The sequence below is a fragment of the Rhizobium sp. 01N424 genome, assembly GCF_056399485.1.
Genome location: NZ_JBFTRK010000017.1, coordinates 64,919 through 85,183, shown reverse-complemented (window position 1 = coordinate 85,183; position 20,265 = coordinate 64,919). Strand labels below are relative to the sequence as shown.

Genomic DNA, 20,265 nt, shown 5'->3' with positions numbered 1-20,265 from the left:
ATATAGACCGACTCGTTTTCACGCAGCATCTGCACATTCTCGCCGATCGTCACTTCGGCAGTGCCCTTGACGACGATCCAGTGCTCGGAGCGGTGATGGTGCTTCTGCAGCGAGAGTTTTTTGCCCGGCGTGACGAAGATGCGCTTCACTTGGAAGCGGTCGCCATTGAAGATCGAGGTGTAACCACCCCACGGACGGTAGGAAGTCGGGTGCGTTTCGGTGAGCTTCACCGTCTTCGGCCGTGCGGCCAGCGTCTTGACGATATCGCCGACGCTCTGGCTGTCCTGCAGACGGCCGACATAGACGGCGTCTTCGCTGGCGATGACAGCGATGTCGTCCATGCCCTGGACGGCGAGGTGGACGCCGTGACTCATGACCAGTGAGTTCCGGCTGTTCATCAGCGTCGTGTTGGCGGTGGCGACATTGCCATGCTCGTCACGATTGCCTGACTTCCACACGCTGTCCCAGCTGCCGAGATCCGACCACTTGAAGGGCGAAGGGACGACGGTGGCATTGGCCGTTTTTTCCATGATCGCGTAGTCGATGGAGATATTCGGCGCCTTGGCGAAGGACTTGGCATCCAGACGAATGAAGTCGAGGTCGCGGACGGATTTGGAAACCGCTTCTTCGGCAGCCTGCGATGCCTCCGGCGCGTGTTCCCGCATTTCTGCCAGAAGCGCGGACACCTGGAACATGAACATGCCGGAGTTCCAGTAGAAGCCGCCCGCGGCCAGCATCTCCTCGGCCTTGGCAAGCGGCGGCTTTTCGATGAAGCGCTTGACGGTCAGTGCGCCGGTCGGAAGCGTCTCGCCGCCTTCGATATAGCCGTAGCCGGTTGCGGCCTCGGACGGTTCGATGCCGAAGGTGACGAGCTTGCCCTTGGCGGCGGTCGCTTCAGCGGCGCGCACGCTGTCGAAATAGCTCTGGTCGGCAACGATCTCGTAGTCGGAGCCGAGGACATGCATCAGCGTGTCCTTGCCGAAGAGATCGGCGATCAGCACGGCGGCGGCGGCAACGGCGGGTGCGGTGTTGCGGGCCGACGGCTCGAGCAGGATCGCCTTCAGTTCGTGGCCGAGCTCGCGGGCCTGCTCGGCAACGAGGAAGCGGAACTCCTCATTGGTGAGGACAACAGGAGCTTCATAGAGAGCGGGATCGGAGACGCGAGCGAGCGTTTCCTGGAACAGCGTCCGGTCGCCGATAAACTGGATGAACTGCTTCGGCGCCGATGCGCGCGACAGCGGCCAGAGGCGGGTGCCCTTACCGCCGGCCATGATCACGGGAACGATCTTCTGCGTCATTTCTATATTTCCTCGCGGTCGTAAGTCTTGGTTCAGTTGGCGTTCGCCCATTGCCGGATGCGGTTCAGACCGGCATCCAGCAGCGCAGCTGCCGCAGCTTCATCTTTCGCTTCTACATAACAGCGCATTTCCGGTGCGTTACCGGAAGGCCGAAAGTGGATGACGGCTTCATCCTTAAGCGTTACCCGCAGGCCATCGATATCGCTCACCTTCGCCGGTTCGCCGATCGGCGTCAGGAATTCGGCGAGGTTGTCAGGCGATTGGCGAAGATAAGCCATCAGCCTGGCGCTGGTCTCGACCGGAAAATTCTCCAGCCTGTCGGCAGCAGCGACGGGAAGGGCAAAGGACGAGGCAATCTTGGACAGCGGTTTGCCGTCCGTTGCCGAAAGCGAAAGCGCGGCCAGCATCGGCAGGAAGCAATCGCGTGTCGGCAGCGGCGCCAGCACCGTTCCGTTGATCGCAAATTCCGACGCCGTCAGCGTGCCGCCATTGGCTTCGAAGCCGATGACGCGCGCCTTGCCCGCCGAAACCGCCTCCTGCATGCCAGAGATGACGAAGGGCGAGCCAACCTTGGTACGGGTGACGGCAAAATCGCCTGCCGTCTCGATGCCGGAATTCGAGGTCACCGGAGTGACGACCACGGCGGCTTTCAGGAACTTCGCGGCGATCAGGCCGAGGAGATCACCGCGCAGCGGCGTACCGGTTTCGTCGGTCACCAACGGCCGGTCGCCATCGCCATCGGCGGAGACGATTGCATCCAGCTGGTGTTCGGCAGCCCAGCCCTTCAACAGCTCGATCGTCTCAGGCGAGACGGCTTCGGTATCGACGGGAATGAAAGTTTGCGAATGGCCGAGCGCTATCGTTTCAGCACCAGTGAGCGCCAGCAGATCGACCAGCATGTCGCGCGCGACGGTGCTGTGCTGGTAGACGCCGATGCGCAGGCCGGAAAGCGCCTTTGCAGGAAGGATGGCGGCGTTGCGCTTGAAGAAGCCTTCGGCGCAGACGGCGGCATGATCCGATGCCGTGCCTGTTTTCGCGGGCATCACAAACGTGGCGTCGAGCTTGGCTGCGGCAGCGGAGATCGCCGTCTCGTCGGCCTTGTCGATTTCGCCATCTGGCCTGTAGAACTTGATGCCGTTGCGATCGGCGGGGATATGCGAGCCCGTGATCATCAGGCTGGCGGCGCCAAGTTTGAGGCCGTAGAGCGCCAGCGCCGGAGTGGGGACGGCGCCGCAATCGGCGACCGCAAAGCCAAGCGAGATCAGCGACGCGGTGCAGTTGTCAGCAATTTCCGGGCTGGAATCGCGAAAGTCGCGGCCGAGCAGGATGAGGTCACCCCGCTTTGCCTGTCCACTTTCCAGGAGATACTGGCCGAATGCTGCGGCATAGAGCGCGGAAGCCCTGCCTTTCAGATCGGCGGAGAGCCCGCGCAGTCCACTAGTCCCAAATTTCATTCTGAATAAGCCCTGCCAGCGCTTGAATCCGTCGGCCATTATCAACACACTACTGTCACTTCGTAAATTTTGATCCGCAGCGATCACTAAATTACTTCGCAATTCCCTTTTCGAGCCACATCAGGTGCTCGTTCTCAGAGAACGGGAGCGCAAATGACCGAACAGACAATCGCATTGGAAGACAGCTGGAAGGCCGCGCTGGCCCCGGAGTTTTCAAGCCCGTACATGCAGCAGCTGAAGGCGTTTCTGCAGGCGCAGAAGCAGGCGGGAAAGCATATTTTTCCCAAGGGATCGGAGTATTTTCGCGCCCTCGATCTGACGCCGCTATCCGATGTGAAGGTCGTCATCCTCGGCCAGGATCCGTATCACGGCCTCGGTCAGGCGCACGGGCTGTGCTTCAGCGTGCGTCCCGGCGTGCGCATCCCGCCGTCGCTGGTCAACATCTACAAGGAGATGGAGACCGATCTCGGCATCGAGCGCGCCCGGCATGGCTTTCTGGAGCATTGGGCGAAGCAGGGCGTGCTGCTCTTAAACAGTGTACTGACCGTCGAGGAGGCGCAGGCTGCCTCGCATCAGGGACAGGGCTGGGAGAAATTCACCGATGCCGTGATCCGCAAGGTCAACGAGGAATGCGAGCACGTGGTCTTCATCCTCTGGGGATCCTATGCGCAGCGCAAGGCGGCGTTCGTCGATAGCGCGCGCCATCTGGTGCTGAAGGCGCCGCATCCTTCGCCGCTCTCGGCGCATAATGGCTTCTTCGGCAGCAAGCCGTTTTCCAAGGCGAATGCCTATCTGCAGTCTCATGACCGTGCAGCGATCGACTGGCAGTTGCCCGTCAATCCGCAGGATAGCTAGCGCTTTCTGAACGACATTCTTTCATCGTTCAATAAAAAGAGACAATGCGTGTCAGCTTGCGGGGCTATTCCAAAAGGCGCCGAGGGATCATCTATCACCCATCGAAAGCCCGCCGATGCGGGCAAGAAAGGGGTTTTACATGTTGAACCAGATCAAGGGGCTGCACCACGTCACATCGATGGCTGAGGATGCCCGGACCAACAATCAGTTCTTCACCCACGCGCTCGGCCTGCGCCGGGTCAAGAAGACCGTGAACTTCGACGCTCCCGACGTCTATCACCTCTATTATGGTGACGAGACCGGTGCGCCGGGTACGATCATGACCTACTTCCCGTTCCCGAAGATGGCGCAGGGCCGTCCGGGCACCGGCGAAGTCGGCACCACCGTCTACTCGGTTCCCGAAGGCTCGATCGGCTTCTGGAGCGACCGGCTGTCGAAGCTCGACGCCGGCGGCCTGAAGACCGAGGAAAGCTTTGGCGAGAAGCGCCTGAACTTTGCCGGTCCCGACGGTGACGGATTCGCGCTCGTCGAAGTCAAGAACGATGCGCGCAAGCCGTGGACGAACGGCGGTATCTCCGAGGATCATGCGATCCGCGGTTTCCACTCGGTTGCCATGCGGCTGCGCGATGACGGCGCGACGTCCGAACTTCTGAAGTTCATGGGCTATCAGGTCCAGGACGAGAAGGACGGCGTCAAGCGTCTTATCCTGCCCGGCGGCAATGGTGCGCATCTGATCGATCTCGAAACGATGCCCAGCATCAATCGTGCGCTGCCGGGTGCCGGTTCCGTCCACCACGTCGCCTTCGCCGTCGAAAACCGCGAGAAGCAGCTCGAAGTCCGCAAAGCGCTGATGGATACCGGTTACCAGGTCACGCCGGTCATCGACCGCGATTACTTCTGGGCGATCTATTTCCGCACGCCGGGTGGCGTGCTGTTCGAGATCGCCACCAATGAACCGGGCTTCGACCGTGACGAAGATACGGCTCATCTGGGCGAGGCGCTGAAGCTGCCGCAGCAGCATGCGCATATGCGCCAGTTGATCGAGCAACATCTGCCGCCGCTCGAAGCCTAAGGAGAACAGCCATGGCTGATAATTCATATGTGCACCGGCTGCATGCCGGTGCAGCCGGCAAGCCTATTCTCTTCGTTCTGCACGGCACGGGGGGCGACGAGACGCAGTTCTTCGAGTTCGGCCGGCGTCTGCTGCCGGAAGCAACAATCGTTTCGCCGCGGGGCGATGTTTCCGAACATGGTGCGGCGCGCTTCTTCAAGCGCACCGGCGAGGGCGTCTACGATATGGACGACCTCGCCCGGGCGACCGAAAAGATGGCCGCCTATGTCAGGGATTTCGCGGCCGGTCACGGCGCGTCACACATTCTCGGACTGGGCTTTTCCAATGGTGCGAACATTCTCGCCAATGTGCTGATCGAGAAAGGCATCTTCGATGCTAGCGCACTGCTGCATCCGCTGATCCCGTTTCAGCCGAAGTCCAATCCGGAACTTGCCGGGCGCAGGGTGCTGATCACCGCCGGCCAGCGCGATCCGATCTGCCCGGTGCCGCTGACCGAGGCGCTTGCTGCCTATTTCGAACAGGAAAAGGCAAAGGTCACGACCGAATGGCACACCGGCGGGCATGACATCCGTCCGAACGAGATCGATGCCATCAGGACGTTCTTCGAGCCCTACTTCTAAGGCTCTAGCGAAAATAGGGCGGCCGCTTTTCCGAAGGCGGCTGCTCGGGCAACTCAAGCCAGCGTTCGCCGGAGAAATAGGCTCTGGTGCGGATCTGCGGTCCGGGCGTCGCCTTCATGGCGATGATGAAGTTGAAGCTATTGTCGCTGGTGGTCTCGCGGGTGAAGCTGACGCTGGTCCCGAAGCTTTCTTCCTTCACGTCTTTCAATTCGCGGATCGCTGCGAGCGTGGCGGAGAAGTCCTGCCAGTGCGGCTGGGCGAGCATGGTCTCGAAAATTCGCATCGCCGCCGGATCGAGCTTTCCGGCGCTGTCGGTCTCCGGACCGACGAGCTTGGCGCGCATGTTGAAGATCGCTCCGTCGCGGTCGCCGCGAATGATCACGAAGACCGAGCTCAGCGGGCGTTCGGCATCTTGCTTGTAGACCTGCTGGAAGGTGCATTCGAATGTGGTGCTGCTCATGCCCGCAGCTCGCCACGGCGTCGTGCCGATGCCGGCCTTGCGCAGGGCGTCGCAGATCGCCGGGCCGGTCGTCCACCATGTCCTGAAGAAGGCGGCCGCGAGTTCGGCAAGCGGCGGCTCCATCAGCCGCGGATCACGCTCGATGCTGACGAGGACAGGATTGGGTGCCGGCCTTGGCCTGGGTGGCGGAGGCGAGCTCTTCGGGAGGACTGCTACGGTCTTTTGTGGCGTGAACGGGTAGCCCAGCCGCCCGGCAAGATCGCGCAGATGCCGCATGTCGTTCGACAGCAGAACGGTGCCGCCGATCAGCGAGAGCGAGACGGCCAGCATAGACCATAGCACCAGGCCGCGCCTCCGGCGCAGCGGCGGGCTCTTCATGTCCTGATTTGAGGTCTCGGTTGCCAAATCGATCACTCTGGTGTGGCGTTTCCCCAGCGCTTCCCGCCCGCCACGTCTCAGTAAAGATAAAGCGGAATACTCAATAAAATACCGCAAATTCTGCCGATGTGCAGTAAATGCCCGCAGCACGGCATTCTGACCATTGCGGTTGGCCGATGGTGATCTAGATCTGTACCTCTCCGTACAAGCGGATATCATCCAGAAAAGGTTGCTGCCTTGAGTTCAGACGTAACATCGCTCTCCCGGGAGCAGCTCGAAGAAGAAGTACGACGTCTGAGATCGCAGCAACCAGACAGACCCCTCGGAGCAGGCAATCGCAGCGGCGCCGAGCCGGGACGCGGTGACGTGCCGCAATCGGCCGACGAGATGCAGATGCGCAGCGAGGCGCGCTACCGGGCGCTGTTCGAGGCGATCGACGACGGCTTCTGCATCATCGAATTCGTCGACGGTCCGCATGGCCCCTTGAGCGACTATGTGCATATCGAGGCCAATTCCGGCTATGGGCGGCATACCGGGATCTCCGACATCATCGGCAAGACGCTGCGCGAAATCGAACCGAACGCGCCGGACCAGTGGCTGACGCTTTATGGCGGCGTGCTGGAAAGTGGCCGGGCGATCCGCTTCGAGCAGCATTTCGTTGCCGTCGACCGCTATATCGAAGTCTCGGCCTCGCGCGTCGAGCCGGCAAGCCTGCGGCAGGTCTCGGTGCTGTTTCGCGATATCACCGCGCGCAGGCAGGCGGAAAATGCATTGCGTGACAGCGAGGCGACCGCGCGTGAGAATGTGCAGCGCGTTCAGCTGGCGCTGGCGGCCGGCGCCATCATCGGCACGTGGTTCTGGGACGTGCCGTCAAACCGGTTCACGGTGGATGAGGCCTTTGCGCGGGCATTCGGTCTCGATCCGGCGCTCGGCCGGATCGGACTCAGCCTCGATCAGGTGATCGAAACCGTTCATCCCGACGACAAGGCCTCGCTTTCGCAGGCCATGGGCGAAGCCCTGAGACGCGGCGGTCCCTATGCGCATCAATACCGGACGCGCCGCGCCGACGGGCAATATTACTGGCTGGAAGCCAATGGACGGGTCGAGCTTGCAGCCGATGGCACGCCGCTCAGTTTTCCGGGCGTGCTTCTCGACATCGAAACGCGCCGTGCCGTCGAGGCTGAGCGCGACCGCGCGACCTCGGCGCTGCGCTCGCTCAACGATACGCTGGAACAGCGTGTCGCCGAGCGGACGGCGGAACTAATGCATGCCGAAGAGCAGCTGCGCCATTCGCAGAAAATGGAAGCGGTCGGCCAGCTGACCGGCGGCCTGGCACATGACTTCAACAATCTGCTGGCCGGTATCTCCGGTTCCATGGAGCTGATGCAGACGCGCTTGGCGCAGGGCCGCATCAGCGAACTCGACCGCTACGTCACCGGCGCACAGGGCGCGGTCAAGCGCGCGGCGGGATTGACTCAGCGGCTACTCGCCTTCTCGCGCCGGCAGACGCTCGATCCGAAACCGGCAACGCTCAATCGTCTGGTGTCGGGCATGCAGGACCTGGTCACCCGCAGCGTCGGGCCGACCATCGAGGTGGAGACGGCGCTGGCGGGTGGTCTGTGGACCACGTTCGTCGATATAGGGCAGCTCGAAAACGCCCTGCTGAACCTCTGCCTCAACGCCCGGGATGCGATGCCCGATGGCGGAAAGCTGACGATCGAGACCGGCAACCGATGGTTCGATGAGCGGGCTTCGCGGCAGCGAGGGCTGTCGTCCGGGCAGTATGTGTCTCTCTGCGTCAGTGATACCGGCACCGGCATGACGCCGGATGTCGTGGAGCGGGCGTTCGATCCGTTCTTCACCACCAAGCCAACAGGGCAGGGCACCGGTCTCGGTCTGTCGATGGTGCATGGCTTTGCCGGCCAGTCCGGCGGGACGGCGCGTATCTATTCGGAGCTCGGCAAGGGCACGATGATCTGCATCTATCTGCCGCGCCATCTCGGCGATGCGGAAACGGCTGACGACATGTCGAGCCCGACGGTGACGCCGCGCGCTTCGGGCCACGAGACGATCCTCGTCGTCGATGACGAGCCGCTGGTACGCATGGTGGCGGTCGAGATCCTGGAGGAGCTCGGTTATCACGTGCTGGAGGCCGATGACGGCATGAGCGCGATGCGGATCATGAATTCCGGCCAGCCGATCGATCTCCTGGTGACCGATGTCGGACTGCCCGGCGGGATGAACGGGCGGCAGCTGGCCGATGCGATCAGGGCGACACGGCCCGATCTCCGTGTCCTGTTCGTTACCGGATATGCCGAGAATGCGGTTCTGAACCACGGCCATCTCGATCACGGCATGCATGTGATGACCAAGCCGTTTCTCGGCGATGCTTTCGCCCGCCGGGTGAAAGATCTGCTGATCAAGTAACGGATGGCCGAAGACTGCCGCCCGCATTCTTTCAGCACTGCCGGAACAGCGAGAATAGCACGCGTGGAGCCGCCGGAATCTTCTTTCACGGCTTCGCGATGCTGGCGATTTGTTAAGTAATTTTCTTGAGATTGTAGCTTTGTTGTTTCATGATCATTGCGGCACGAAGTTTCTCGCGCCGGGCCTTAAGGCGATCGATGTTTGATCGTTTCAGTCATGAACATGTTTCTTCGTATGGGCGGGGATGCTTGGAAAGCTATTCTTTAGCTTTTCTTCATATGCGCTTTGCGGGCTTGCGGCAGAGTTGGTTAGGGAAGTTGCATGAATTCGGAGTTTACGGTTCGTCCCATGCGGCCGGGCGAGTTGGAGCTTGTACTCGAGTGGGCCCGGCAGGAAGGCTGGAATCCCGGCCTCGACGATTCCCTTGCATTTCATGACGCCGATCCGTCCGGCTTTTTCGTCGGCGCCATAGGCGAAGTGCCTGTCGGCTCGATCTCGGTCGTCAAATACGGCGACAGTTTCGCTTTTCTCGGCCTCTATATCGTTCACCCGGATTTCCGTGGCAAAGGCTATGGCAAGGCGATCTGGAATGCCGGTACGGCGTCGGCCGAAGGCCGCACCATCGGCCTCGATGGCGTCGAGGCGCAGCAGCCGAGCTACCGCAAGGCGGGTTTCGAGCCTGCCTACAAGACGATCCGCTTCGGCGGCATAGCCAAGCCTGCACCGCAATCGCCGCAGCTCGCACAAGCGGTTTCCGACAAGACCGATGGCATCGCCCGCTACGACTCCTCGATCTTCCCCGCATCGCGTCCCGAGTTCATCAGCGCCTGGTGCACCAGCCGCAAGGGCCGCAAGAGTGCCGTCGTGCGCAAGAGCGGCAAGATCCGCGGCTATGGCACGATCCGCCGCTGTTACGAAGGCTATAAGATCGGTCCGTTATTTGCCGCCGATGCCGATACGGCGGCGGCGCTCGTTGCGCAGCTCGTCACCGAGGCGAACGGCGCCCGGATCTTCATCGACGTGCCGGCCGATAACGCGGAAGCTATCGCGCTCGCCGAGGCGATCGGGCTTGAGCCGGTATTGGAGACGATGCGCATGTATCGCGGCCAGGCGCCGGTGATCCCGCTGAAGAACGTCTACGGCGTGACGACGCTCGAGCTCGGTTAATCGACCGGCGAGGCTGGCGTCGTGGGAGCGGATGCCTTTGGGCGTCCCTTCTCGGCGATCGCGATCCCGCCGAGCGTCAGCGCCAGCGCAATCATGTGGAAGACCTGCAGCTCCTCTCCGAGAAGCAGAACCGACAGCAGCGTGCCGAAGACTGGCACCAGATTGATGAACAGCCCGGCGCGGTTGGCGCCGATCGTTTCGACACCCTTGATGTAGACGATCTGCGCCAGCAGCGAGGCGAAGATCGCCGTGTAGAAGGCGATCACCCAGCCGTTGGCATCAGGGACCTGGATATTGCCCTTAAAACCTTCCCAGATCAGCAGCGGAATGGAGCTGAGCGCGGCGGCCAGTGCCGGGATCGCCATCAGCGTGCGCCAGTCGACGGGCGGTTTCCAGCGCAAAAAGATCGTGTAGACGGAATAGGCGACGACGGCGATCAGCATCAGCGCGTCGCCGCGGTTGAGGCTGAGCTGCAGCAGCGTGGCGAAATCGCCGTGGGCCGCCGTCAGTGCGACGCCCACCAGCGTCATGCCGAAGCCGGCGAATTGCGCCAGTGAGACGCTGGTGCGGAAGAAGACGAAGTTCAGCAGGAAGATCAGCATCGGAATGCCGGCCTGCTCGATCGCCACGTTGATCGCCGTCGTATACTGGACGGCGGAATAGAGCATGGCGTTGAAGGTCGTGTAGCCGATGATGCCGTAGAAGAAGAGCAGCGGCAGGTTCTTGCGCACCAGCGGCCAGTCGCGCTTGAGATAGGGCAGGGAGATCGCGGCGATCAATGCCGTTGCGAGCGTCCAGCGCAGCAGGGTCAGCATCATCGGGCTGATATGGCCAAGCGCCAGCTTGCCGGCCACCGCATTGCCGCCCCAGCACAGCGTTGCGATGACGAGGCAAATATAGGCCGTGATCTGCACGATGATTCTTTCCGTATCGGTGATTGGCCGGACAGGAGGCGGGCGTGGTTCCGGCAATAGCCCGCGGCGGGCTGTTCTGTCACGCAAAAAGCCCATTTCACCGCGATAACAGGGTCGCTTTCCAAAAAACAAACCTTTATAGATGCGCGGGTTTGAGCAGGGCGCGGATAATCCGCCGGTAACAGGAAGAGTTGGATGACGAACGTAGTCGTGGTCGGTTCCCAATGGGGTGACGAAGGCAAGGGCAAGATTGTCGATTGGCTTTCGGAACGTGCGGACGTCATCGTTCGCTATCAGGGCGGCCATAATGCAGGTCATACGCTGGTCATCGACGGCGTCAGCTACAAGCTGGCGCTGCTGCCGTCCGGCCTCGTTCGCGGCAAGCTCAGCGTCATCGGCAACGGTGTCGTCGTCGATCCGCATCATTTCGTCGCCGAAGTCGAGAAGCTGCGCGCCCAAGGCGTCAATGTCACTCCTGAAGTGCTGCGCATCGCCGACAACGCGCCGCTGATCCTGTCGCTGCACCGCGACCTCGACGGTTTCCGTGAAGATGCTGCTTCCAACAGCGGCACCAAGATCGGCACCACCCGCCGCGGCATCGGCCCGGCCTATGAGGACAAGGTCGGCCGACGCGCCATCCGCGCCATCGATCTTGCCGATCCGGAAACGCTGCCGGCCAAGATCGACCGCCTGCTGACCCATCACAACGCCCTGCGCCGTGGCCTCGGCCTGCCGGAAATTTCGGTGGAATCGCTGGAGAAGGAACTGAACGACGTTGCCGCTCAGGTTCTGCCCTATGTCGATCAGGTCTGGCGCATCCTCGACGACCAGCGCAAGGCTGGCGCCCGCATCCTGTTCGAAGGCGCCCAGGGCGCGCTGCTCGACAACGACCACGGCACCTATCCGTTCGTTACCTCGTCGAACACCGTTGCCGGTCAGGCTGCTGCAGGCTCCGGCCTCGGCCCGACGGCGATCGGCTATGTCCTCGGCATTACCAAGGCCTACACGACCCGCGTCGGCGAAGGTCCGTTCCCGTGCGAGCTGAACGACGAGATCGGCAAGCACCTGTCGACCGTCGGCCGCGAAGTCGGCGTCAACACCGGCCGTCCGCGCCGCTGCGGCTGGTTCGATTCGGTTCTCGTCCGTCAGACGGTGAAGACCTCCGGTATAACCGGTATCGCGCTGACCAAGCTCGACGTCCTCGATGGCCTGGACGAGCTGAAGATCTGCGTCGCCTACAAGCTCGACGGCAAGGAGATCGATTACCTGCCGGCAAGTCAGGCAGCTCAGGCTCGCGTCGAGCCCGTCTACATCACGCTCGAGGGCTGGAAGGAATCGACTGTCGGCGCCCGCAGCTGGGCCGATCTTCCGGCGCAGGCGATCAAGTATGTACGCCAGGTCGAGGAGCTGATCGGCGCACCGGTCGCCTTGTTGTCCACAAGCCCTGAGCGAGATGACACCATACTTGTGACCGATCCCTTTGAGGATTAATGTCGCGGGTCATTGCGATTTGGCCCGTGCGTTAAGCCGGGCCTTTTGAGAAAGTACGAATGGCGGATTTTATTGCAGTCATCCGGCGGGCCGTTGACGGTCTGACCGAAAATACGCCCGAGATGCGGGTGAAGGTTTACGAGCGGGCCCGCGGCGCAGTGCAGCGGCAGCTCGAAAACATGAAGCCGCGTCCGCCGGAAGCGATGTTGCAACGGCAGCTTGAAAAGCTGGATGCCGCCATTCGTGAAGTCGAGGCCGAGCATGCCGAGGCGCTGCCGGACGACAACGCCGTAGCGCTTGAGCCTGTAGCCGCTGCCGAGGCCATCCCCGAGCCCGTCTACGAAGAGCCGGCAGCGGAAGCGCCGGTCGAAGAGCCAGTGCACGCTGCGGCCGAGCCGGTTGAAGAAGCCGCTCCGGAAGAGCATCCCGCCTACGAGGAGCCTGTCGCCGACCAAGAGCCTGCCGCCGCCGAGCCTGCCTACGAAGAGCCGCAGCCCATATATCATGAGGAAGCGGCACCGGCCGCCGAACCCGAAGTGCACGCAGAAGAGCCGGCGCCGTGGCAGCAGCCTGCCGAGGACGCGCCTGCTGAAACCTGGCACGCCCCGCAGCATGAAGAGCCGGTCGAGCCGGAACACCACGTTGCCGCCGAAACCGCAGTCTTCGAAGAACATCACGCCGAACCGGAACCGGTAGAAGCCGTCGAGCCGCTTCGCGCCAGCGAATATAATCCGGCCAACCGCCTGGTCGAGCCTTTCGCCTCGTTCGAGAAGCCACAGGAATTTGTCGAGCAGACGCAGGAAGAGCCGCTGCAGAGCGATGCTGCCGGGCGTTTCGAACCTGTCTGGAACGAGCCTGTTGCCGAGGCGCCCGCCGAGCCGCCGAAGGATGCGGAAACGGTCTGGGCCGATCAGGAACTGCACAACTTCTCCAGCCTTGCGCCTGCGGCCAATGCCGATTCCGGCGCCCGCGCCTTCGAAGAGGCGCTGTCGGGTCTGAGCTCTGTGCCGGAGCCCGCCAAGATGCCTCCGGCGCACGAAGGCTTCTCATGGGAAGCGGCAGCCTTCGACGACCTACCGCCGATCGATGCGCCCAAGAAGGCCGCAGCGGCACCGCATGGCGACGATTCCGATCTGTTTTCCGAAGTGCATGGCAACAAGGCGGCGCCCGCGCAGCCGGCACCCGATGTGCCAGGCAGCGAGTGGAAGGAAGCCGAATCGCTTCGCGGCTACGGCCGCCGCGGTAGCGTTGCCAATGACGACGACGATACGGCACCGGTTGCCGATATCGACCAGATCGTCGCTGCCAAGTTCCAGAACAAGAATTTCCGCATGGAGCCGAAGCGCCGCCGCTTCGGTCTCGGCAGGATCATCGGTACGCTCGTTGCTCTCGCCGTGCTTGGCGGTGGCGGCTACGCGGCGTGGATGAAGCGCGACGAGCTGAACGCCATGGTCAATGGCCTGATAAGCTCGGCGCCGAAGACCGCCGAAACGACGAAGCCCGCAGCGACCACGACGCCGCCCGCCACCGCGCCGGCATCGGGCACCGCTCCTGCGGCAAACGACAGCTCCGCAGCCCCGGCTGAGAGCAACAAGCAGGTTGCCGCCGTGGATGACGGCGCGTCGGTAAGCAACAAGTTCAACCAGCGCCTGATGGCCGACGGCAGCGAGACGGATCCGGGTCCCGCCACGGTCGCCACGACACCGACAGCCGAAGGCAAGTCGGTCGCGCAGCAGAGCGTCGCTTCTGCCGCCCCGGCCGTACAGGCACAGGCTACGCCTGCGGCGCAGCCGGGCGCTGCCAATGCACAGCAGCCACCTGCAACGGATGCGCCGGCGCCGGCTGCCGCGCAGACACCGGTCGGCGCGTCGGAAAAGATGTTCCTCTATGAGGAGCGTATTGGCCAGAGCTCGCCGACGGCGATCCAGGGTTCGGTCGTCTGGAGCGTCCAGCACGAGAAGGGCGCCAACGGCAAGGATGAGGCGACGGTGCAGGGCAATGTTACCGTTCCCGAGCGCAATCTCTCGGCTCTCGTGACCTTCAAGCGCAATTCCGACCCGTCGCTGCCCGCCAGCCATCTGGTCGAAATCGTCTTCTCGGTACCGCCGAATTTTGAAGGCGGCAAGATCGACAGCGTTCAGCGCATCTCGATGAAGCGGACCGAGCAGGACCGCGGCGACGCGCTGATCGCCGTTCCGGCCAAGATCACCGACGATTTCCACATGATCGCCCTGAACGACTATCCGGACGCCCGCAAGTCGAACCTCGACCTGCTCGCCACCCGCGACTGGATCGACATCCCGATCACCTACCGCAACGGCCGCCGTGCCCTGATCACCATGCAGAAGGGTTCGACCGGCGGCGCCGCGTTCAACACCGCGATCAGCAGCTGGACCGCCCTCGGCGACGTCAGCACCAGCCAGTAAAATCTGGCTGGTAGCCACAAAACGAGGCGGTTCCTGCGGGGGCTGCCTGCCGTTCACGCGCGGGAAACATCTCCAGTTCTATCCACGAACCGCGGTTGGCGGGACGATTACGAGTGTCGAATTTTCGAACTCGATCGAATCCGCGCGCTGGAAAGGGACATAGCGAATAGTCGGAATGGCAGGGAACGCTTGCGCTTCTCGTCTAAGCAGATTACAACACTGAACTATATGGTTCAGTATATAGCTCCTCCTCTTGATCTCTCGTTCGCGGCGCTTTCGGATGCGACACGCCGTGGGATCATCGATCTGCTCGGCCATGGGGACGCATCTATTACCAGTCTCGCTGATGCTTTTCAGATGACGCTGACCGGCATGAAGAAGCACGTCCAGGTTCTTGAGAGGGCCGGGCTTGTCGTCACGCAGAAGGTTGGAAGGGTGAGAACCTGCAGGCTTGGAAAACGCGGCCTCAAGGCGGAGGCGGAGTGGATAGAGGCGCACCGCAAGCTCTTCGAGGCCCGTTTCGACGCGTTGGATGAAATCATCAACGAAATACAACAGGGAGGAAGCGATGAAGGAGCAGTTTGAGAGTACAGGCGCGCAGAACCCTACGTCAGTCCAGCGCAAGGGGGATCGCGAGCTCGTCATTACGCGAACATTCAATGCGCCGCCGAGCACGGTCTACAGGGCGTGGAGCCAGCCGGAGCTGTTTCAGCGCTGGTGGGTGCCGGAATCGGCGCCGGGCGGCGTTTCGCTGGTATCGTGCGACATGGACGTCCGCACCGGCGGCAAATATCGGCTTGAATTCGGCACTGGCGGTTCGGATACCATGGCCTTCTACGGTAAGTATCTCGAGGTCGTGCCCAACGAGCGTATCGTCTGGACCAATGACGAGGGCGAAGAGGGCGCGATCACGACCGTGACCTTCGAGGATCAGGGCGGGAAAACCCTGTTGACCTTCCACGAAGTCTATCCGTCCAGGGAGGCACTTGAACAAGCACTTCAGGAAGGCGCGGCCGCATTGCCGGAACAACTGGAACAACTCCGCAAATTTCTTTCCAGCATCGGCGATCATTGCTGACATGGTATCGTGAAGCCCAACGCTTCCACATTGCAAAAAAGGCGGGCCATTGGCCCGCCTTTTTCAATTGTTGTTCTACCGCAGGCGCTTACGCGCTGGCTTCCACCACGCGCACGGCCTTGGCCATGTCGAGCGCTTCCTTGCGGACGGCGTCCTGGACCTTTTCGAAGGCGCGGACCTCGATCTGGCGGACGCGTTCGCGGCTGATGTCGAATTCCGACGACAGGTCTTCCAGCGTCACCGGATCCTCGGCGAGGCGGCGTGCTTCGAAGATGCGGCGTTCGCGTTCGTTGAGTACCGACATCGCCTTGGAGAGCATCCGGCGACGGGTGTCGAGCTCATCCTGCTCGATCAGCACTTCTTCCTGGCTGTCGTGATCATCGACCAGCCAGTCCTGCCACTGGCCGCTATCGCCTTCGGACGCCTTGATCGAGGCGTTCAGCGATGCGTCGCCGGACAGGCGGCGGTTCATGGAGACGACTTCCTCTTCCGACACCTTCAGCTTGGTGGCGATTTCGGAGACGTGTTCCGGCTTCAGATCACCTTCGTCGATCGCCTGCAGGCGGCCCTTGAGGCGGCGCAGGTTGAAGAACAGGCGCTTCTGATTGGCGGTCGTGCCCATTTTCACGAGCGACCACGAACGCAGGATATATTCCTGGATCGAGGCCTTGATCCACCACATGGCATAGGTTGCCAGGCGGAAGCCGCGTTCCGGGTCGAACTTCTTCACGGCCTGCATGAGGCCGACGTTACCTTCGGAGACGACTTCGCCGATCGGCAGGCCATAGCCGCGGTAGCCCATCGCGATCTTGGCGACGAGACGCAGATGGCTGGTGACGAGCTTGTGCGCAGCATCGCGGTCGCCATGTTCGGCATAGCGCTTGGCGAGCATATATTCCTGCTGGGGCTCCAGCATCGGGAACTTGCGGATTTCGTCGAGGTAACGGTTAAGACCGGCTTCGCCGGCCGTAATGGATGGCAGGTTATTACGGGCCATGATTGCACCCTCCTATATAGATTCCGGTTCCCGATGGAACGCGTCCCCGCGTCGTTAAAGGCAAACCGGGACGTGCGGCCCAAAGCTGAGCCCGCACTAAGTCCATATACAGATAAGTATGGCCGAACAGGGGTTCAAGGCCACCGGAGCATTCACGAAGGCGTTATGGCGCCGCTGCCCGTAGCGCCTCGACGAGCTCGATCATGTCGTCCGGCAGCGGCACTTCGAAGCGCATGACTTCGCCGGTGCGCGGGTGCTCGAACTGCAGCATATAGGCGTGGAGCGCCTGCCGCGTGAAGCCGTTCACCACTTTGCGGACGGCATCTGGAAGCTTGTTTGCCTTGGTCTTGAAGCCGGCGCCATAGACCGTGTCGCCGAGCAGCGGATGGCCGATATGGGCCATGTGAACGCGGATCTGATGGGTGCGGCCGGTTTCCAGGTGGCACTCGACCAGCGAAGCCAGCGACAAGGCATCCGGCGTCTCCTGGAAGCGCTCCAGCACTTCGTAATGGGTGATCGCCTCGTCGGCCTCTTGATTGCCGGGGCGCTTTACTTCGCGGCGGGTGCGGTCGTTGGTGCCGCGGCCGAGCGGTGCGTCGATGGTGCCGGCCAGCGAGCGCGGACGGCCCCAGACGATCGCCTGATAGGCGCGTTCCAGCGGCATGGTCCGGCCGTGGTCGGCAAACTGCGCCGACAGATGGCGGTGGGCGATATCGTTCTTGGCAACGATCATCACGCCGGTCGTATCCTTGTCGAGCCGGTGGACGATGCCCGGGCGCTTGACGCCGCCAATGCCGGACAGGCTGTCGCCGCAGTGATAGATCAGCGCGTTGACCAGCGTGCCGGTCCAGTTGCCGGCGGCCGGATGGACGACGAGACCCGATGGCTTCGAGATGACGATGACGTCGTCGTCCTCGTAGAGGATGTCGAGCGGGATGTTCTCGCCCTTGGGCTCCGGATCTTCCGGCTCGGGCAGCAGCATCTCGTAGGTATCGCCGGGGCGGACCTTCTTTTGCGGATCGGTCGCCAGTGCGCCGTTGACGAGAAGCTGGCCTTCCTTGATCAGCACCTTCACCCGGCTGCGCGAAAACTCAGGCCCAAGCTGGGCCGTCAGCCATGCGTCGAGGCGGCCCGTTGCGCTCTCATCTGCCGTCAGGACTTTCCTAATGCCGGATGCTTGTTTAAAGGGGTCGCTCAAGTCGCTTCTTCTCCGAAGTTTTCATAGGACACCGTAATGACGCAAATCGAACCAGACGATCAGGAAGACAAGCCCCTTGACCCGGCAATGGAAAGCGTCCGGCGCAAGATGGTTCGCCTGCAGATCGTTTCCGGCGCCATCATGTTCGTGAGCCTTATGGCGGTCTTCGGCGCGGTTGTCTACAAGGTGACGCGGCCTGCACCGGCAGGCGCTCCTGCTGTTGCTTCGAACGGCGTTCCGACAGATTCGCCGGTCAGCGGCACGGTTTCGCTGCCGGCTGGCTTTGCGGTTCAGTCGACCTCGCTTTCGGGCAGCCAGATCTTGTTCTACGGTCAGGGTAGCGATGGCAAGCACCGCGCGATCGTCGTCGATACCAGGACGGGCCATACCGTCGCCGATATCGCCATCGCCGGCAATTGAGCCATGGCGGCTGCTCCGGTCACGATCGATGATCCCGCCGATCCGCGGATCGCGGAGTTTCGCGAGATCCGCGAGCGTGACCTGACGGGGCGCCAGGGCCGTTTCATCGCCGAGGGAACGGTGGTGCTGCGCATGCTGGCGCAGGCGCACCGGCGCGGCACGTTTGCGGCCGAGAAGATCCTGTTGCTCGCAAACCGGGCGGCGGGCGTGGACGATATCCTGGCCGGGTTCCCCGGCGACGTGCCCGTCTACATCGCCGATGCCGCCACGCTTGATGGCATCGTCGGCTTTCATCTGCATCGCGGCGTGCTGGCGCTCGGCAGGAAGCTCGCGCCGGCGACAAGTCTGATCGACCGGCTACCGGAACAGGCGCTGGTTATTGCCGGCTGCGGCATCTCCAATCACGACAATGCCGGGTCTATGTTCCGCAACGCGGCGGCATTCAAGGCCGACGCGATCTTCCTCGACGAGACGTCCTGCGATCCGCTCTACCGCAAGGCGCTGCGCGTCTCGGTCGGCTCTGTGCTCAGCGTTCCCTATGAACGCAGCGGGTCCGCACTCGATCTGCTTGGCGGTCTTGCCGATCGCGGCTTCGATATCTGGACGCTCTCGCCGCGTGGCGAGGTCGATATCCGTGATATCCCGGCTTCGCCGCGCATGGCTCTGGTGGCGGGAACCGAGGGGGAGGGGTTGCCGGCGGCGATCCTTTCGCGGTTCCGCAGCGCCCGAATCCCGCAGTCCGAAGGGTTGGACAGCCTGAACGTCGCGACGGCAACGGGCATCGCCCTGTTTTCCATGGCGTCGGCCGTCCGCAGGCTCTGAGCCTATTTCTGTTCGGATAGAATGGTTGCCGTGCGGGCCGCGAGGTTCAACCGCTCGGCCTGTAGGCTGCCGCCATTTTCGGGTAAGAGCTTGCGAACCGGCGATGTCTCGCCCTCGTTGAGCGCGGTCAGCGCCACGACCTTGGCAGCGATCGAGGCGATTTCCTCACGCAACGCACTGTCCTTGCCGGTGGCGGTCCTGGCTTTCAGGACGCGATCCGAGAGATCGCTGCTGCGGGCGCGCGCATCCTCGGCGAGCTGCGCTGCGGCGACTGCCGGATCCATGCCTTCGTCTTCCTCCGTTGCCGGTGCCGTATCGGGAAGCGCGTTCAGCAGCGAACCGGATATGCCGGCCTCGCGGATGACGCGGCCTGCCTTGCGCAGCTCGGAATTGGTGCCTTTCAGCTGCTCCTTGAGCTTGGCGAGCTCCTGCTGGCGGCGGGTGAGCAGCGTGTCCTTGTCGGCCGCAGCAGCAGTCTCGCGCGCCACCTTGTCTTCCAGGCGGATCACCATGTGTTCCTGCTGGGTCAGCTTCTGCTCGGCATCCTTGGCGCGCTTCTGCAGGAGGTTAACGTCCTGGCGCAGCGTGTCGCGCTCGTCGCGCAGTGCATTGGCGCGGAATTTGACGCTTTCGATCTCGGTTTCGCGTGCCGCCATGTCGATCTTCAAATTGTCTGTCTGTTCAGCAAGCTTGTTCAGCCGGATGCGCAGTGCATCCAGCTCGCCTTCCTTCTGGGCGCTCGACTGCTCGGCGATATGCAGGCTGGTCTTCAGCTGGCTGATATAGTTCTCGTCCTTGCGCAGATGCGAGCGCAGCTCGGCGGCTTCGACGTTGAGATCGCTGATCTGGCCCTGGAGGGTGCTGATCTCGGCGGCCAACCGGCCGCCGTCGAGCGCCAAAGAGTCATGCCGCAATTGCAGAGAGAGGGATTTTTCACGCTCGCGGGTAAGATCCTGCGTCGTGCGCGCATTATCGGCAGCGTAGAGGGCGCGGACCATATCCTTCTGCGCCCTCACTTCCTGGGGGCTGAGCGGCATCGTCGCCCGCATCCGGTTTTCCGTGTACCAGACGACGCGCCGGTGGATGGCAGGGGACACCAGGAAAACCAGGAAGGCCGCAGTCAGGAAACCCAGCCCGAACAGAAGAGCATATTCGATCACGGCGCTGTCAATGCTTCCAGAAAGTGAT

18 protein-coding genes are annotated in these 20,265 nt (G+C 62.4%); 11 read left to right on the top strand and 7 right to left on the bottom strand.

The features are described from left to right. Together AC1DNK_RS27870 and AC1DNK_RS27865 are read right to left on the bottom strand one after the other, a co-directional pair. On the bottom strand, positions 1-1,298 hold a 1,298-nt coding region (locus AC1DNK_RS27870; protein WP_477944295.1), incomplete at its 3' end, for a mannose-1-phosphate guanylyltransferase/mannose-6-phosphate isomerase. 32 nt (positions 1,299-1,330) lie between these two features. Further along, entirely contained in the window at positions 1,331-2,752 is a 1,422-nt protein-coding gene (locus AC1DNK_RS27865) for a phosphomannomutase (protein WP_477944293.1), read from the bottom strand. A 153-nt stretch (positions 2,753-2,905) separates the two neighbouring features. On the opposite strand from AC1DNK_RS27865, the gene ung reads away from it, so the two are divergent. The 3 genes from ung (at position 2,906) to AC1DNK_RS27850 (ending at position 5,299) form a co-directional block, all read left to right on the top strand. Then, on the top strand, positions 2,906-3,607 hold the full coding sequence (ung, locus tag AC1DNK_RS27860) for a uracil-DNA glycosylase (protein WP_477944291.1): 702 nt from the start codon (positions 2,906-2,908) through the stop codon (positions 3,605-3,607). A gap of 139 nt (positions 3,608-3,746) precedes the next feature. Next, the gene (locus AC1DNK_RS27855) at positions 3,747-4,679 is read left to right on the top strand and encodes a VOC family protein (protein ID WP_477944290.1); all 933 of its coding nucleotides are present in this window, start codon (positions 3,747-3,749) and stop codon (positions 4,677-4,679) included. A gap of 11 nt (positions 4,680-4,690) precedes the next feature. Next, positions 4,691-5,299 (top strand): alpha/beta hydrolase, encoded by a 609-nt coding sequence (locus AC1DNK_RS27850; protein ID WP_477944288.1) that lies wholly within the window; start codon positions 4,691-4,693, stop codon positions 5,297-5,299. Positions 5,300-5,303: 4 nt separating this feature from the next. On the opposite strand, the gene AC1DNK_RS27845 is transcribed toward AC1DNK_RS27850, so the two are convergent. Then, positions 5,304-6,173, bottom strand: a complete 870-nt coding sequence (locus AC1DNK_RS27845) for a DUF6030 family protein (protein ID WP_477944286.1) — start codon at positions 6,171-6,173, stop codon at positions 5,304-5,306. A 351-nt stretch (positions 6,174-6,524) separates the two neighbouring features. Here AC1DNK_RS27845 and AC1DNK_RS27840 point away from each other — a divergent pair, with 351 nt between their 5' ends. Beyond that, complete coding sequence (locus AC1DNK_RS27840) at positions 6,525-8,564, top strand: response regulator (RefSeq protein WP_477944302.1); 2,040 nt, start codon at positions 6,525-6,527, stop codon at positions 8,562-8,564. A gap of 321 nt (positions 8,565-8,885) precedes the next feature. Beyond that, a complete protein-coding gene (locus AC1DNK_RS27835) occupies positions 8,886-9,731 on the top strand; it encodes a GNAT family N-acetyltransferase (protein ID WP_477944285.1) in 846 nt (281 codons plus the stop codon). Here AC1DNK_RS27835 and AC1DNK_RS27830 read toward each other — a convergent pair. Continuing rightward, complete coding sequence (locus tag AC1DNK_RS27830; RefSeq protein WP_477944284.1) at positions 9,728-10,645, bottom strand: DMT family transporter; 918 nt, start codon at positions 10,643-10,645, stop codon at positions 9,728-9,730. The genes AC1DNK_RS27835 and AC1DNK_RS27830 overlap by 4 nt on opposite strands. 195 nt (positions 10,646-10,840) lie before the next feature. Between AC1DNK_RS27830 and AC1DNK_RS27825 the strand changes: the two genes are divergently transcribed. The 4 genes from AC1DNK_RS27825 to AC1DNK_RS27810 all read left to right on the top strand — a co-directional run bounded on the left by AC1DNK_RS27825 (position 10,841) and on the right by AC1DNK_RS27810 (position 15,640). After that, entirely contained in the window at positions 10,841-12,136 is a 1,296-nt protein-coding gene (locus AC1DNK_RS27825; protein ID WP_112390388.1) for an adenylosuccinate synthase, read from the top strand. Positions 12,137-12,195: 59 nt separating this feature from the next. Then, positions 12,196-14,562 (top strand): hypothetical protein, encoded by a 2,367-nt coding sequence (locus tag AC1DNK_RS27820; RefSeq protein WP_477944283.1) that lies wholly within the window; start codon positions 12,196-12,198, stop codon positions 14,560-14,562. A 228-nt stretch (positions 14,563-14,790) separates the two neighbouring features. Further along, positions 14,791-15,147, top strand: coding sequence for an ArsR/SmtB family transcription factor (locus AC1DNK_RS27815; protein ID WP_112390462.1), 357 nt, complete (start codon positions 14,791-14,793; stop codon positions 15,145-15,147). Further along, positions 15,131-15,640: an SRPBCC family protein gene (locus AC1DNK_RS27810; RefSeq protein ID WP_112390390.1), complete on the top strand. Its 510-nt coding sequence runs from the start codon at positions 15,131-15,133 to the stop codon at positions 15,638-15,640. Before AC1DNK_RS27815 ends, AC1DNK_RS27810 begins: the two co-directional genes overlap by 17 nt. A gap of 88 nt (positions 15,641-15,728) precedes the next feature. Here the strand turns inward: AC1DNK_RS27810 and rpoH are convergent, their stop codons facing one another. Together rpoH and AC1DNK_RS27800 are read right to left on the bottom strand one after the other, a co-directional pair. After that, positions 15,729-16,637, bottom strand: coding sequence for an RNA polymerase sigma factor RpoH (gene rpoH / locus AC1DNK_RS27805; RefSeq protein WP_112390391.1), 909 nt, complete (start codon positions 16,635-16,637; stop codon positions 15,729-15,731). Between the two features lie 163 nt (positions 16,638-16,800). Beyond that, positions 16,801-17,835 carry an RluA family pseudouridine synthase gene (locus AC1DNK_RS27800; RefSeq protein ID WP_112516323.1) on the bottom strand — a complete coding sequence of 345 codons (1,035 nt, stop codon included), beginning with the start codon at positions 17,833-17,835 and terminating at the stop codon, positions 16,801-16,803. Between the two features lie 36 nt (positions 17,836-17,871). Here AC1DNK_RS27800 and AC1DNK_RS27795 point away from each other — a divergent pair, with 36 nt between their 5' ends. Next, positions 17,872-18,255 carry a hypothetical protein gene (locus tag AC1DNK_RS27795; protein WP_112390393.1) on the top strand — a complete coding sequence of 128 codons (384 nt, stop codon included), beginning with the start codon at positions 17,872-17,874 and terminating at the stop codon, positions 18,253-18,255. A gap of 3 nt (positions 18,256-18,258) precedes the next feature. Beyond that, positions 18,259-19,077: a TrmH family RNA methyltransferase gene (locus tag AC1DNK_RS27790; RefSeq protein ID WP_477944282.1), complete on the top strand. Its 819-nt coding sequence runs from the start codon at positions 18,259-18,261 to the stop codon at positions 19,075-19,077. Positions 19,078-19,079: 2 nt separating this feature from the next. On the opposite strand, the gene AC1DNK_RS27785 is transcribed toward AC1DNK_RS27790, so the two are convergent. Next, positions 19,080-20,237: a hypothetical protein gene (locus tag AC1DNK_RS27785; RefSeq protein WP_477944281.1), complete on the bottom strand. Its 1,158-nt coding sequence runs from the start codon at positions 20,235-20,237 to the stop codon at positions 19,080-19,082. Positions 20,238-20,265: the final 28 nt, after the last annotated feature.